Source organism: Streptomyces sp. NPDC098781, from assembly GCF_044759995.1.
Classification (GTDB): Bacteria; Actinomycetota; Actinomycetes; order Streptomycetales; family Streptomycetaceae; genus Streptomyces.
The window spans coordinates 421325-435100 of the sequence record NZ_JBIWAK010000002.1 but is presented as its reverse complement, the minus strand read 5'-3'; the positions used below and the strand labels follow the sequence as shown (position 1 = coordinate 435100).

General features: G+C 72.5%; 11 protein-coding genes. 3 read left to right on the top strand and 8 right to left on the bottom strand.

Annotated elements, in window-relative coordinates; genetic code table 11:
* Positions 1–12: 12 nt before the first annotated feature.
* The 5 genes from ACIQWG_RS08035 to ACIQWG_RS08015 all read right to left on the bottom strand — a co-directional run bounded on the left by ACIQWG_RS08035 (position 13) and on the right by ACIQWG_RS08015 (position 6155).
* Positions 13–1530 (bottom strand): phytoene desaturase family protein, encoded by a 1518-nt coding sequence (locus ACIQWG_RS08035; protein WP_404091857.1) that lies wholly within the window; start codon positions 1528–1530, stop codon positions 13–15.
* 55 nt (positions 1531–1585) lie between these two features.
* Entirely contained in the window at positions 1586–2200 is a 615-nt protein-coding gene (locus ACIQWG_RS08030) for a DUF4126 domain-containing protein (RefSeq protein ID WP_404091855.1), read from the bottom strand.
* A gap of 394 nt (positions 2201–2594) precedes the next feature.
* Positions 2595–3224, bottom strand: a complete 630-nt coding sequence (locus ACIQWG_RS08025) for a TetR/AcrR family transcriptional regulator (protein ID WP_404091852.1) — start codon at positions 3222–3224, stop codon at positions 2595–2597.
* 23 nt (positions 3225–3247) lie between these two features.
* The gene (locus tag ACIQWG_RS08020) at positions 3248–5332 is read right to left on the bottom strand and encodes a YhgE/Pip family protein (protein WP_404091849.1); all 2085 of its coding nucleotides are present in this window, start codon (positions 5330–5332) and stop codon (positions 3248–3250) included.
* Complete coding sequence (locus ACIQWG_RS08015; RefSeq protein ID WP_404091846.1) at positions 5304–6155, bottom strand: ATP-binding cassette domain-containing protein; 852 nt, start codon at positions 6153–6155, stop codon at positions 5304–5306. The genes ACIQWG_RS08020 and ACIQWG_RS08015 overlap by 29 nt, the downstream gene beginning before the upstream one ends.
* 170 nt (positions 6156–6325) lie before the next feature.
* Between ACIQWG_RS08015 and ACIQWG_RS08010 the strand changes: the two genes are divergently transcribed.
* From ACIQWG_RS08010 to ACIQWG_RS08000, 3 genes are all read left to right on the top strand, one after another.
* A complete protein-coding gene (locus tag ACIQWG_RS08010; protein ID WP_404091844.1) occupies positions 6326–6904 on the top strand; it encodes an SAV_6107 family HEPN domain-containing protein in 579 nt (192 codons plus the stop codon).
* Between the two features lie 284 nt (positions 6905–7188).
* Positions 7189–7959: a methyltransferase gene (locus tag ACIQWG_RS08005; protein ID WP_404091841.1), complete on the top strand. Its 771-nt coding sequence runs from the start codon at positions 7189–7191 to the stop codon at positions 7957–7959.
* Between the two features lie 291 nt (positions 7960–8250).
* Entirely contained in the window at positions 8251–8643 is a 393-nt protein-coding gene (locus tag ACIQWG_RS08000; protein ID WP_404091838.1) for a DUF3040 domain-containing protein, read from the top strand.
* Positions 8644–8754: 111 nt separating this feature from the next.
* On the opposite strand, the gene ACIQWG_RS07995 is transcribed toward ACIQWG_RS08000, so the two are convergent.
* The 3 genes from ACIQWG_RS07995 to ACIQWG_RS07985 are packed head-to-tail and all read right to left on the bottom strand — an operon-like array spanning position 8755 to position 13543.
* On the bottom strand, positions 8755–11142 hold the full coding sequence (locus ACIQWG_RS07995; protein ID WP_404091836.1) for a DUF3488 and DUF4129 domain-containing transglutaminase family protein: 2388 nt from the start codon (positions 11140–11142) through the stop codon (positions 8755–8757).
* A complete protein-coding gene (locus tag ACIQWG_RS07990; RefSeq protein WP_404091834.1) occupies positions 11139–12503 on the bottom strand; it encodes a DUF58 domain-containing protein in 1365 nt (454 codons plus the stop codon). Before ACIQWG_RS07990 ends, ACIQWG_RS07995 begins: the two co-directional genes overlap by 4 nt.
* Positions 12503–13543 (bottom strand): AAA family ATPase, encoded by a 1041-nt coding sequence (locus ACIQWG_RS07985; RefSeq protein ID WP_404091832.1) that lies wholly within the window; start codon positions 13541–13543, stop codon positions 12503–12505. The genes ACIQWG_RS07990 and ACIQWG_RS07985 overlap by 1 nt, the downstream gene beginning before the upstream one ends.
* Between the last annotated feature and the right edge of the window lie 233 nt (positions 13544–13776).

The window sequence follows — 13776 nt, the reverse complement described above, 5'->3', positions numbered from 1 at the left end:
CCCCCGCGCGGATCACTGAGAGCCGCGGAACTCCGGCCCCTCCACGATCAGCCCCGCCACCAGCGCGCCCGACATACCGGCGTGCGGGAGCCCGCCGCCCGGGTGGGACCAGCCGCCAACGGTGAACAGACCGGACACGGCCGTGCTGTTGGACGGATACAGCAGACGCCCGTCGGCCGCGGCCAGTGCCGGTGCCGGAACCGCTCCGCCCTCGGCGGCCGTCGTCTCCGCGATGTCGGCCGGGGTGCGCACCTCCTGCCAGAGGAGACGGTCCCGCAGGTCCGGCACGGCACGCTCGGCCGCCGAGATCAGGTGCTCGGCCTGCCGGTCGAAGAGCTCCGCTGCCGCCCGGCTCCCCTCGGCCCCCGCCGGAACCGTCGACGTGAGTGTGATCGCCTCATGGCCGGCGTCCGGAACCAGTGCCGGGTCGTCGGGCCGCAGCACGGTGACCGTGGGCCGCTCGGCCATGCCCCCGGCCGCTGTGCCGAACAGGGCGTCCAGCTCGGCCTCGCGGTCCGGTGCGTGCACCACCGTGCGGTGCGCCGTACCCTCCGGGCGGCCACCGCGCAGCGCCAGCTGCACCGTCAGTCTGCTCGCCGCCGTGCGTCGGGGCGCGACCTCGCCCTCGCCGCGCAACGCCGTACCCCGGACCAGGCGGTCCAGCACGCCTGGCGCGACCCCGCAGACCACGAAGTCGGCCTCGACCACGGGCCCTTCGGCCAGCTCCAGCCCCCCCGCCCGACCGTCCTTCTCCAGCACCCCGGCGACCTCCGCACCGAAGCTGAACTCGACCTTCCGGGCCACGCAGCGCTCGTACACCGCCCGCGCCAACTCCCGTATGCCGCCGCGCACATACCAGGTCCCGAAGGCATGCTCCAGGTACGGCAGCACCGCCGCGCTCGCCGGGGTCTCGCGGGGATCGAGGCCGTACGCCACCGCGTGGCTCTCCAGCAGGGCGACGAGCCGGGGGTCACGCAGCTCCCAGGCGCCGACCTCGGCGAGCGTGCCGGCCCGGCGGGTGCGCAGGAGTCGCTTGTGCGGGACGGACGGATAGGGCTCGCGCTCGGCCAGCACCTGCCAGTTCGGCCACAGGGGCTCCTCCAGCAGCGGCCTGCGTGTGCGGTCCCAGGCCTCGCGGGCCCGGACCAGGAAGTCACCCCAGCGCCCGCCCGTGCCGCCGCCCAGTGTCTCGTCCAGGGCGGCCACCACACCCGCGCGCGAGGCGTTGGGCAGCGAGACCTCGATGCCGTCCGCGAAGATGTGCCGCGCGGACGGGTCGACCTGGACCAGCTCGACGCACGCCTCCAGCGGCTCCTTGCCGGTCTTGAGGAACAGATCGCGGTAGACGGCGGGGAGCGGGAGCAGCCCCGGTCCGGTGTCGAAGCCGAAGCCGTCACGCTCGAAGCGGCGCACCGCTCCGCCGTACGTCTCCGTACGCTCGTACACCGCCACCCGGTGGCCCGCGACGGCCAGCCGGGCAGCGGCCGCCATGGCGCCCATCCCGGCGCCGATCACCGCAATCCTTGCCATGTCAGGGACTTTATCGGCCGCCACTGACATCGGCCGCCGGGCCTCGGAGGGCAGCTCAGCCGGGCTGCTGGGGCACTGCCCGGGCGAGCCGCTTGCGCGCCCGGCGCTCGGCCCTGCGCCGGAGGAAGCGGCGGATCCGCGAGACCAGGAAGCAGAGCAGGAACACCCCGGCGAGCAGCAGGACTCCCGCGACCGCGGCCGCCGCCACCGGATGGAAGATCGCGAAGGTGATGACCGCGGCCACCCCGAGATCCTCGGCGAGGCTCACCACGACGTTGCTGAAGGGCTCGGGCGAGGTGTTGACCGCCATCCGCGTCCCCGCCTTGACCAGGTGGCTCACCAGCGCCGTGGAACCGCCGACCGCCCCGGCCGCCAGCTCCGGCACCGACCCGCTCTGCCCGGCGAGCAGCGCCGCGACGACCGCCCCGGACACCGGCCGGATCACCGTGTGCACCGAGTCCCACGCCGAGTCCACGTACGGGATCTTGTCGGCCACGGCCTCGCAGAGGAACAGCACACCGGCCGCGATCAGGACGTCGGGCCGTTGCAGCGCCTCGGGCACCTCGTCGGTCAGCCCCGTCGCGCCGAATATGCCGAGCAGCAGGACCACGGCGTAGGCGTTGATACCGCTGGCCCAGCCGCTCGTGAACACCAAGGGGAGTACAGACACGGGGGCGATCGTAGCCAGTCGGCCGCACCGGGGCCTGGGCGTGCGTGCGCAGCCCTGAGTACGCGTACCTAGCCGGTGAGATGAGTACGCGCGCGGATGGGGCGCGACCTGCGTGAACGAGAGAGTGGAGGCACGGAGAAGGGGATCGGCTCCGGTACCGGCGACACGGGGCGCCGGAACGGGGCTTCCCCGGATCCGCTCCTTCCGCCGGCCCGGTGTCGGCGGGAGTGAGACGGGGGACCCGGGGGACGGCCCAACGGGGGTCCAGGGGGACACGGGGGAGTACGGGGGAACGGGGGAGCACGAGAGGGCGCCGGTTCGAGCGTGGCCCGCGGGGGACGCGGCCAGGCTCGGACCGGCGTTTTCGTGTGCGCGCGTGCGCGCGCCGAACGCCTCAGCGGCGTCCGCTCACCCGGCCCTGCAACAGCCGGGACAGCGCCGCGTGGACGTCGTCCAGGGAGCGCTCCGGCTGGAAGGACTGCCAGTCCAGCGCGGCGACCAGGACCATGCCGACCAGCGCGGCGGCGGTCAGCGGGACGTCGATCTCGTCGCTGAACTCCCCGCTCTGAACGCCCTCGCGCAGCACGCCCTCGACGACCGCCACGGCCTGCTGACGGACCACCATCAGCGTGGACTGCCAGGCCCGGTTGGTCCGCCACAGCTCGGCGACGTACAGCTGGGTGAAGGACGGGTAGCGGTCGATGAAGACCAGCCCCGCGCGGATCATCGCGTCCAGGGCGTCCACCTTGTCACCGCCGTCCCGGGCGGTCTGATCGGCTGCCTCCCGGAGCGACGCGGTGAGCAGGCCCACTCCGTGCCGCAGCAGCTCCTCGAAGAGGACCGACTTGCTCGCGAAGTTGTAGTAGACCGTGCCCTTCGCCACCCCGGCCCGCTCGGCGATCTCGTCCACCGTGGTGGCGGAGAAGCCCTGCTCGGCGATGAGCGTGACGGCCGCCTCGTAGAGCTTCTGCCGGGTGGCCTCACGGCGCGTGCTGCCGCCCGACGCGGCGTTGCTGCTTTCCATGGGCCTGATTGTCCCGCGCGCGGTCACAGGCTCAGCTCCGGGTGCAGCCGGTCGAGCGTCCACACCTGGCGGCGCCGGGCCGACAGCGCGGTCAGCGCGAGGGCGCCGGCGGTGAAGGCGGCGAGCACCACACACGCGTGCCACACCGGTCCCAGCCCGCCGCCCGTGATGAGCCTCCTCAGCGCCTCGACGACGTAGCTCATCGGCAGGAAGGGGTGGATGGCGTTGAAGAAGCCCGGGCTGGTCTGCACGGGGTAGGTGCCGCCCGCCGAGGTCAACTGGAGCATCAGGAACGCCAGGACGAGGATCCGGCCGGCCGCACCGAAGCGCGCGTTGAGCCACTGCACGATCGCCGCGAAGCACGCCGTCACCAGGAACAGGAAGCCCACCGTCCCGGCCGCCCGCGCCATCTCCAGCCCGATCGCCCAGTGCAGCACCGACATCAGGGCCACCGTCTGGAGCACCCCGATCGCCACCACGGGCAGCCACCCGGCCAGCGCGATCCGCCACGCCGGGGCGCCCGCGGCGAGCGCGCGCCGGTTCATCGGCGCGATCAGCATGTACGCCACCATCGCGCCGACCCACAGGGACAGCGGGATGAAGTACGGGGCGAACCCGGTGCCGTAGTTGGGCGCCTTGTGCAGGTCCTTGGACAGCAGCTGAACCGGGTCGGCCATGACCTCGGTGCGCTGGTCGCGGTCCTGCTTGTCGTAGTCGGGGATGCGCCCCGCACCGTCGTGCAGCCCGTCCGAGAGCTTGCCGGAGCCGTCGACGAGCTTGTAGATGCCGCCGTTGAGGTCGTACGCGCCGGTCTTCAGCTCGCCCACACCGGTGTCCAGGTCGGCCGCGCCGGTCCGGGCGTCGCCGAGCCCGGAGTGCAGCTTCTTGGCGCCGGCGGCGACCTTCGCGGCGCCCTGGTTCAGCTTGTTGATCCGGGTGACGGCGTCATCGAGGTTCTCGGAGAGGCGGGGCGCGCGGTCGGCGAGCGCCTGGGCCTGCTTCTGGAGGGTGGCGAGGTGCTTGTCCAGCGTCTTCAGGTCGCCGTCCTGGTCGGCGATCAGCCTGTTGAGGTCGTCGGCGATCAACGCCACGTCCGCGACCGACTGCTTCGCCTTCTTCAGATCGGAGCAGGCCGGGTCCGGCAGTACGGCGTCCTCACAGCGCGCCTTGTAGATGACGTTCAGCGCGTCGGAGGCCTTGTGGGCGCCCTTGGCGGCACCCGGAGCGCGCTCGGCGAGGTCGTCGAGGTTGTTCCGGATGGCTCCCGAGGTGTCGGCGACGAGTTGGGCGGTGTCCCCGATGGTCTTCTCGTTGTCCTGAAGGAACGGGCCGATCTTCTGATCGACGCCGTTGACCTTGTCGGCCAGCGTCCGGGTGCCCTCCGCGACCCGCCGGGAGCCGTCCTCCAGATCGCCCGCGCCCGTGTTGAGCTTCTTCAGGCCGGTCGACAGCTTGCCGCTGCCCTGCTTGGCGTCCTTCAGCCCGTCGGCGAGGTCCTTGGAGCCCTTCTCCGCCTTCCCGATGCCGCCTTCGAGCCGGTCGGCGCCGTTCGCCGCCTTGACCGTCGCACCGTGGATGTCGGAGAACGACACGAAGATCCGGTCCAGGAACGACCGCGACGCCTTGGTGGACGCCGCCTCGCGCACCTCGCCGAAGACGGTCCGTGAGATCTGCCCGACGATGTAGTTGTTCGCGTCGTTCGTACGCACCTGGAGGGCGCCCGTCTCCGGCGAGTCGCCCGAGCTGGAGGCGATCCGCTCGCTGAAGTCGGCCGGCATGGTCAGCGACAGGTAGTAAGTGCCGTCCTCCACACCCTTCTTGGCCTCGGCGGCGCTCACCTCGCGCCAGTCGAAGACATCGCTCTCGCGCAGCCCCTTGGTGATGTCGTCGCCGGCCGTGAGCTTCTTCCCCTCGACGGCCGCCCCCTTGTCGTCGTTCACGAGCGCCACGGGGATCCGGTCGAGACGGCCGTACGGGTCCCAGAACGACCACAGGTACAGCGCGCCGTACAGCAGGGGCAGCACCAGCAGCGCGACCAGGGCGGCGCGCGGCAGCTTCCCCCGGCCGAAGCGCCTCAGCTCAAGCGCGGCCAGCCTCGGCGAGCGCATCGGCGGCCTCCTTTCCGGGTTCCTGCGAGTCCTGCGTGTTCTGCGAGTCCTGGGTGTCCTGCGAGTCCTGGGCCTCCTGTGCGGGCCGGGATTCCGGGGATTCCCCGGTGGGTGACGCCTCGTCAGCCGCTTCCGTGGAGACCTTGACCGTGCCGTCGGGAGCCTCGCTGCACACCGCCACGACCGTGGTCCCGGTCTCGGCGATCGACGTCAACACCGCCCAGATGTCGGCCCGTTCGGCGTCCGAGAGCTTGAGGTCGGTGTCGTCCACGCCGAGCAGCCGCGGACGGGCGATCAGCGCCAGCGCGATCGACAGCCGCAGCGCCTCCGGACGGTCCAGATCGCGTACGGCCGTACGGGCGCCCTTGGGCAGCGCGTCCGGGTCCAGGCCCGCGGCCGTCAGCGCGTCCTCGATCCGCCGCTTCTCGTCGGCCCGCCACTCGGCACGGGGGCGCAGCAGCCCGCGCACGGAGTCGCCGAACCGCCGCTGGAGCAGCGCCCGTTCGTGCAGATGCTCGGCGACGGTCAGGGCCGGGTCCAGGTCGGTCACACCCGGGACATGGGCCAGGGCGCTGACGCGCCGTACCGCCGCCATGCGCTTGGGCAGTGCCGTCCCGCCCACTGCGGCCGTGCCCTCGGTGGGCTTCATCCGGCCCGTGAGGGCCAGCAACAGGCACGTACGGCCGGTGCCCGACGCCCCCTCGATCGTGATCAGCGAGCCGGGCTCGGCCTCGAAGGAGACCCCGCGGAACGCCCATCCGCGGGGCCCTTCGAGCCCGAGACCCAGGGCCGTGACGCCGACTCCGGCCACGGTTCCCCCCATCCCTGCCCCCATTCCCCAATTGAACTGACTGGTCAGTGCAAAACTTAGTCCGAACTGTCGATCGAAGCAAAAGTGCAGGTCAGAACGGATTGTCAGTGCCATACCTCACGATGGGCACATACGGCATCCCGTATCGGGCATGCCGTCACACAGACGACAGGAGGTTCGTCATGGCCAGCTATCACGCAGCAGCCGCCCGCCGGCGCCGCGCCACCGGCCCTGCCCCCTCACTGACCGGCCCGGCGAGCGACGTGCACCCCGTGCTCCGCCGGACCACGGCCCCGCCCGCCGCCCTCGACCTGCTCGCCCAGGCCCGTGCCGGACTGGACGAGGCCACCGTTCTGGAAACGCCGAACGAGCGCTACGCGACCGCCCACCTGGCCGCCCTGCGCACCGCCGCCGCCGTGCTCGCCGCGCGGGGGCGGGCGGAGCCCACGCCCAAGCGCCGGGCCCGCATCAGGAGCGCTTGGGAAGTGCTCCCCGAGATAGCGCCCGAACTCACCGAGTGGAGTGCCCTGTTCGCCTCGGGCGCCCGGCGCCGCGCCCGGGCCGAGGCGGGCATCCAGGGCGCGGCCAGCCGCCGGGACGCCGACGACCTGATACGCGACGTGGCGATGTTCCTGCGCCTGGTGGAGCGGATGCTGGTGCTCCAGCCGGTCCTGCCCCAGCCCCGCCCCGACACGGATGCAGAGGCGGGGGAGGTGGGCGGCGTTGGTCGTGGGCGCGAGGAGATGCCGGACGCGGGCTGAGGGGCCACCGGCGGGCGCCGTGCCGCACCGGGGACGGCGCCCTTCCCGGGGCCCCTGACCGCCGTCGGGTGCCGACGCCGGGCCGTTAGCGGAGCCGATCCTGTCCGCCGGGCGAGACGCACGGCGGCACCCGGCACCGCGATGGCGGGGTGGGACGCCGCAGGCAATAGGGTGGAGGGCGCCTGAAGCCTTCCCGCACCCGTGACCCGGGCCGGGGCAGGCATCCGTTCAGCCCGTTCGCTCCGCCGTGCAGACGGCGGTGCCGCGCCGAGGAGTCATACGCCGTGTCGGACCCGATGCGCCCCCGCGCAGCTCTCCGTACAGCAGTGGTGTGGGAGGTCCTCCAGGACGCCCTGGACCGCCGTGTGAAGGCCACGGGGCGGCAGGCGCTGGACGTCCTCGACACCGGCGGCGGCAGCGGCAACTTCGCCGTGCCCCTGGCCCGCCTCGGCCACCGTGTCACCGTCGTCGACCCCAGCCCGAACGCGCTCTTCGCCCTGGAGCGGCGTGCCGCCGAGGCCGAGGTCGCCGACCGGGTGCAAGGCGTGCAGGGCGACGCCCACGGCCTGTTCGACGTGGTCGAGCGCGGCGGCTACGACGTCGTGCTGTGCCACGGCGTCCTGGAGTACGTCGACGACCCCGCAGAGGGCCTGCGCAACGCGGTGGCCGCCCTGCGCTCCGAGGGCGTCCTCAGCCTGCTCGCCGCCGGACTGGGCGGTGCCGTGCTGGCGCGGGCCCTGGCCGGTCACTTCAAGGAGGCCAAGCAGGCCCTCCGGGACCCGGCCGGCCGCTGGGGCCAGGGCGACCCCATGCCGCGCCGGTTCACCGCCGAGCAGCTCACCGAGCTGGTCGAGCGGGCCGGGCTGAGAGTCGGGGCCGTGCACGGGGTGCGGGTCTTCGCCGACCTCGTCCCCGGCGTCCTGGTGGACACCGAGCCCGGGGCTCTGGAAGCGCTGCTGAAGCTGGAAGAGGCGGCGGCCGAGCTGTCCGCGTTCCATGCCGTGGCCACCCAGCTCCATGTGCTCGGCGAGACGGGGGAGACCGCGGAGGCCTGAGCCGCCCGCTGTGAGCGTGCCGCAGGGGTGCGCCTTGATCAGGGACTTGGCTGCACATGGAGTACGCCACAGGCCCCCCGATCGGACGCTCGTCGCCGTATGATCGAGGGAGACCGTTCCGGCATGACGGGCCGGCTGCTGGGGAATGAAGATCTCAGCGAGCCGGAGCGTCCATGCCGGAGCCCGGTTGGCCAATTGGCGTAGAGGGGCGGGTTTCACGGGGGCGATTCCCTGCCTATCCTGAAGGGACCCCCCGGGTCGCCCCGGCGACTGCACGATGAGGAGGACTCCGTGCCGCTCTCGGAGCACGAGCAGCGAATGCTCGAGCAAATGGAGCGAGCGCTGTACGCCGAAGATCCCAAGTTCGCGACAGCGCTTGAGGGAAGCGGGCTGCGTACGTACACCCGGCGACGGGTCTACCAGGCGGTCGCGGGCTTCCTCGTAGGTATCGCGCTCCTCATGGCTGGAATGGTCGCCAAGCAGGTGTGGCTGAGCGTGGTGGGCTTCCTCGTCATGCTGGGCTGTGCGGTACTCGCGGTGACCGGATGGCGCAAGGCCCCCAAGCCGGGTGAACAGCCCGCCGGCGGCCCGCACGCCCGTCGCCAGCCACGTCAGAAGCGCTCCGTGATGGACCGTATCGAACAGCGCTGGCAGCGCCGCCGCGACGAGCAGGGCGGCCATTAGCTCGACGAGCAGCTCCTAGGCAGACGCAGGGGGTGACCACCGGTTGGGTGGTCACCCCCTGACGCATGTCCTTGACCCGGACACACGGTTCGGCCCGGTCGGGCCGAACCATCAGCCCTGCTGCTGCCCCGACGCCGAAGTCCTGCGCAGTGTAGGCCGGGCAGCGGTCGCGCGCCTCTTGATGTCGGTCCACCAGTCGGTGAGCGCCCACACCGCCCGCGCGCTGGACCGAGGCGCCAGCAGAGCCCGCAGGTTGGCCGTCCGGCTCGCCTTGGACCGGAGCTCGGCCGCCACGCGGCGCACATCCTCCGCGAGACCGGCCGGCGGCCGGGGGCTCGGGGCGTAGAGAACCTGCTCCACCGCGTCGGCGACCCGGTGCACCGAGTCCGCGGCCGACGGGTCGAGATGGCCCAGTCGGACGATGCGCGCGGCCGTCTTACGGGGCGTCTGGGAGTCGTCCGGCGGGATGCCGAAGTCCCAGGCGGTGTCCGTCAGTTCCTGCCAGACCGCCAGCGTGTGGAGCGACACCTCCGACTCGGTGCGCCCATGCGCCCCCAGCCGTACGGCTCTCGTCCGCAGCCGCCACAGCATCGGCCCCGACGGGATCAACAGCGCCGCGGCCCCGCCGAGCGCCCACGCCAGGAGGACGTACCACCTGGGGCCGTCGCCGCCCGCGGCCACCACGGCCTCCGGGGACTCGCTGGCACACAGCTCCGCGTTCCGCCCCGCGCAGCCCTGGCTCGTCGAGGGAGTGGCGGAGGGCCCGGTGCTGGTCGACTGCGAGGGCCGCGCCACGTCCGGGAGCGTGGAGCCAGGGACGTCCGACTGGGTGTACGACGGCACCGAGCCACGGGTCGGCGTCGGCTCGAAGCGGGTCCAGCCCACCCCCTCGAAGTACAGCTCGGGCCAGGCGTGCGCGTCCCTCAGTCCGACCGACACCGAGTTGTCGCCCTGCGGGGTGCCCGGCGCGAAGCCCACCGCGACCCGGGACGGTATGTCCAGTGAGCGGGCCATCGCCGCCATCGCGAAGGAGAAGTGGACGCAGAAGCCCTGCTTGTCCCGCAGGAAGCGGGAGATGGCCTCGGGGCCGCTGCCGACCTTCACGTTCGTGTCGTACTGGAACCCGCCGGTGGTGGCGAAGTACTCCTGGAGCTTGACCGCCTCGTCGTAGTGGCTGGTCGCGCCCTTGGTGATCTGGCGCGCGGTGCGGGCCACCGCCGCGGGCAGTGAGTCGGGGAGCTCGGTGAACTCGCGCTTCAGCGCGGCCGGCGGCTCCGGGGCGCCGGCGAGCTGCTTGGCCGTCGGCTGCACATCGAGGCTGCGCACGGTGTACGTCACGCCGCGGGTGGTCTGGCGGCGGTCGCCGACGACCGTCATGCCCAGCGGTTCGTACCGCCACCTGCCGTCGACGTCCACGTCACTCGGCGGGTACGGCATCGGCAGCCAGTTCTGGGCGTACCAGTCCGCGGCCGAGACGGTCGTCTCGATCTCCGCGCGGCGGACGTCGGGGCCGAGGCCGAAGGGCGTGGGGAACTTGTCCGGCACGGCCTCGATGTTGCGTTTGGACGGCTGCCAGGTCGTCCCGTCGAAGTCGTCCAGGGACACGATCCGCAGGTACAGGTTCGACAGGTCCGCCGTGTTGGTCTTCAGGGACAGGACCTCGCGGTCCTCGTCCACGTTCAGACTGTCGCGCAGCGACACCAGCGGGTTCACCGCGGATATGGTGCCCCCGCCCCCGCTGCCGGATCCCACCCCGGTGCCCGCGGCGTCCAGCAGGCCGCCGTTCATCGCGGGCAGGCCGAGCGGCACCACCAGGGCGATGCCCAGCGCGACCATGCCGATGCGCCGGCCGGTGCGGACCGGCGCCACCGCGCCGCTCGACTCCGCACCCGGTGTCTTCGGCGCCCCGCCGAAGACGCGGCCCCACTGCGAGAGCCGGTCGCGGCCCTCGGCCAGGAGCAGCATCAGATAGCCCATGGCGGCGACCAGGAACCACAGCCAGTCCGCGCCGCCCTCGGACAGCCCCGCGGCCACCGAGTACAGCGCCAGCAGGGGCAGCCCGGCCGGCGCGGCGCTGCGGAACGTCACCGCCAGGGTGTCCACCGCGAGGCCGATGATCAGGACGCCACCGATCAGCATCAGCCGGATGCCGTCCGACAGCGGCGCCGGGATCGAGTACCGGCTGACGTCGTCCGCGCCGGCCCGCAGCAGGTCGCCGAAGTGGGCGAAGGCCTCCGGACCGGGGATCACACCGATGATCGCCTGCCGGCCGGCGAAGATCAGGGTCAGCAGCATCAGCGCGACCAGAGCCTGTGCGGCCACCGTCAGCGGCCGGGCCAGCGGCACCCGTCGGGTCGCCATGCCCACGGCTGTCTGGACGGCCAGCAGCAAGATCGCCTGCAACAGCCAGGTGGCCGGGGAGACCAGCGGCACCAGCGCGCACGCGGCCATCAGCGTGGCCGCCGCGGCGCACAGCGCCATCCGGGTGCGCCCGCTCATGCCCGTCCCTCCCCACCACCGGTGGCGGCGAGCCCGGTGCGCTCCCGGTCCGCCTGGCGCCACAACTCGTTCAGCGGGGCGCCCCGCGGCACGCTCAGGGCCGTCCAGCCCGCCTCCCGCAGCATCCGAAGCCGCTCCTCGCTCCTGTCCGACGCGCCCGGCACATCGGTCGGTTCCCGCACCCAGGACCCGCTGTCCAGCACGAAGGCCACCGCGCCGCCACTGCGCTGGCGCATCTTGGCGGCCACCGTCGCCTGCTCCTCGTCCAGGTCGCCGAAGAAGGCGACCAGCAGCCCCTCGTTGCCGCCGCGCAGCACGTCGTACGCCCGCGACAGGCCGGCGCCGTCGGAGTGGTCGATCACCGCGAGGGTGTCCATCATCAGCCCGGCCGCGTCCGCCGACTCCTGGCTCGCGCCCGCGAAGCCGTCGGCGCCCTCGCCGGGCACCGAGCTTCCGGTGTCGGTCAGCAGCCGGACGGAGAAGCCCCGCTCCAGCATGTGGACCAGCACGGAAGCCGTGCCCGACACGGCCCACTCGAAGGCCGAGTCCGGGCCCGCGCCCTGGAAGGCCGTGCCCCGGGTGTCCAGCAGCACCGTGCAGCGGGAGCGCTGCGGCTGCTCCTCGCGGCGCACCATCAGCTCGCCGTAGCGCGCGGTGGACCGCCAGTGGACGCGGCGCAGGTCGTCGCCGTAGCGATAGCCGCGCGGGATCACGTCGTCCTCGCCGGCCAGCGCCAGCGAGCGCTGCCGGCCGTCGCCGTACCCCTTGGCCTCGCCGCCGAAGCGCACCGGCGGCAGCGGCTCCACGCGCGGGATGACGGTCAGGGTGTCGTACGTCGAGAAGGAGCGGGTCAGCTCGCACATGCCGAACGGGTCGCTCAGCCGCAGCTGCAACGGTCCCAGCGGATAGCGGCCCCGCAGGTCGGAGCGGACCCGGTAGGACACCTCCCGGCGGCCGCCCGGCTCCACCCGGTCCAGCACGAAGCGGGGCCGCGGGCCGAGGACGTAGGGCACCCGGTCCTGGAGCATCAGCAGGCCCGTGGGCAGCCGGGAGACGTTGTCCATCCGCAGGTGGACGCGGGCCTCGCTGCCGGCGGGCACGCGCGCGGGGGAGAGCCGGCGGCTGCCCGCGACCCGGTAGCGGGTGCGGTACAGCACCGTCGCGCAGACCAGGGGCAGCACCGCGAGCAGCAGGCCGACCCGCAGCAGGTCGCTCTGGCCGAGGACATAGGCGCAGATGGCGGCCGCGACGCCGGCGGCGAAGAAGGAGCGGCCGCGCGTGGTCAGACCGGCCAGTGCCGTACGGACCCCGCTCTTCTCACCGCGGTCCGGCTCGACCTGGCCCGTACTGCCGGAGGTCATCACATCCTCCGCGGCGGCTGCTGGCCGTACCCCGGAGTGCCGCGGCCCAGGCCGCCGAAGCCGCTCTGCTGCTGCGGCGAGGCGGGTACCGGGGTCCGCTGGAGGATCTCCTGGACGACCTGCTCGGCGGTCCGGCGGTTCAGCTGGGCCTGGGCGGTGGGCAGCAGGCGGTGCGCCAGGACGGCCACGGCGAGGGCCTGCACGTCGTCCGGGAGCGCGTACTCCCGGCCGCTGAGGGCCGCCGAGGCCTTCGCCGCGCGCAGCAGATGCAGCGTCGCGCGCGGGGAGGCACCGAGTCTGAGGTCGGGGTGGTTGCGCGTGGCCGAGACCAGCTCCACCGCGTACCGCCGGACCGGCTCGGCGACATGGACGCCGCGGACGGCGTCGATCAGCTTCACGATGTCGTGCGCGTGCGCCACCGGCTGGAGGTCCTCCAGCGGCGACACCCCGCCGTGCACGTCCAGCATCTGTAGCTCGGCCTCCACGCTGGGGTAGCCGACGGAGACACGGGCCATGAAGCGGTCGCGCTGGGCCTCGGGCAGCGGGTACGTGCCCTCCATCTCGACCGGGTTCTGCGTGGCCACCACCATGAAGGGGCTCGGCAGTTCGTAGGTCTGCCCGTCGATCGTGACCTGGCGTTCCTCCATGGACTCCAGCAGCGCGGACTGGGTCTTCGGCGAGGCGCGGTTGATCTCGTCGCCGATCACGATCTGCGCGAAGATCGCGCCCGGCTTGAACTCGAAGTCCTTGCGCTGCTGGTCCCAGATGGACACACCCGTGATGTCCGACGGGAGCAGGTCCGGCGTGAACTGGATACGCCGCACCGAGCAGTCGATGGACCGCGCCAACGCCTTCGCAAGCATGGTCTTGCCCACGCCAGGGACATCCTCGATCAGAAGATGTCCCTCGGCGAGCAGTACGGTCAGCGAAAGCCGTACGACCTCGGGCTTGCCCTCGATCACACCCTCCACCGAACTGCGGACGCGCTCCACAGTGGCGGTCAGATCAGTGAGGCTCGCTCGATCGTCATAGGTCGTCACCCGGCCCTCCTCGGCCCGTTCTTTCCGGGCCGACGCTCTTTCACGCGGACCGGCCCACCCCTGGAACACGGACACCACGCGTGAAACGTTCCGCGTGTTGCCACACTCGCATTCTTGCTGCCGTTACCGATTCGTGTCACTCGCCTGTGGACAACTGCCTGCGTTATGTCGCGTCTTACGACCTTTTTGGCACGCCCGAGCGCAAATTGACAGCGGAACGACAGCTACGGCGG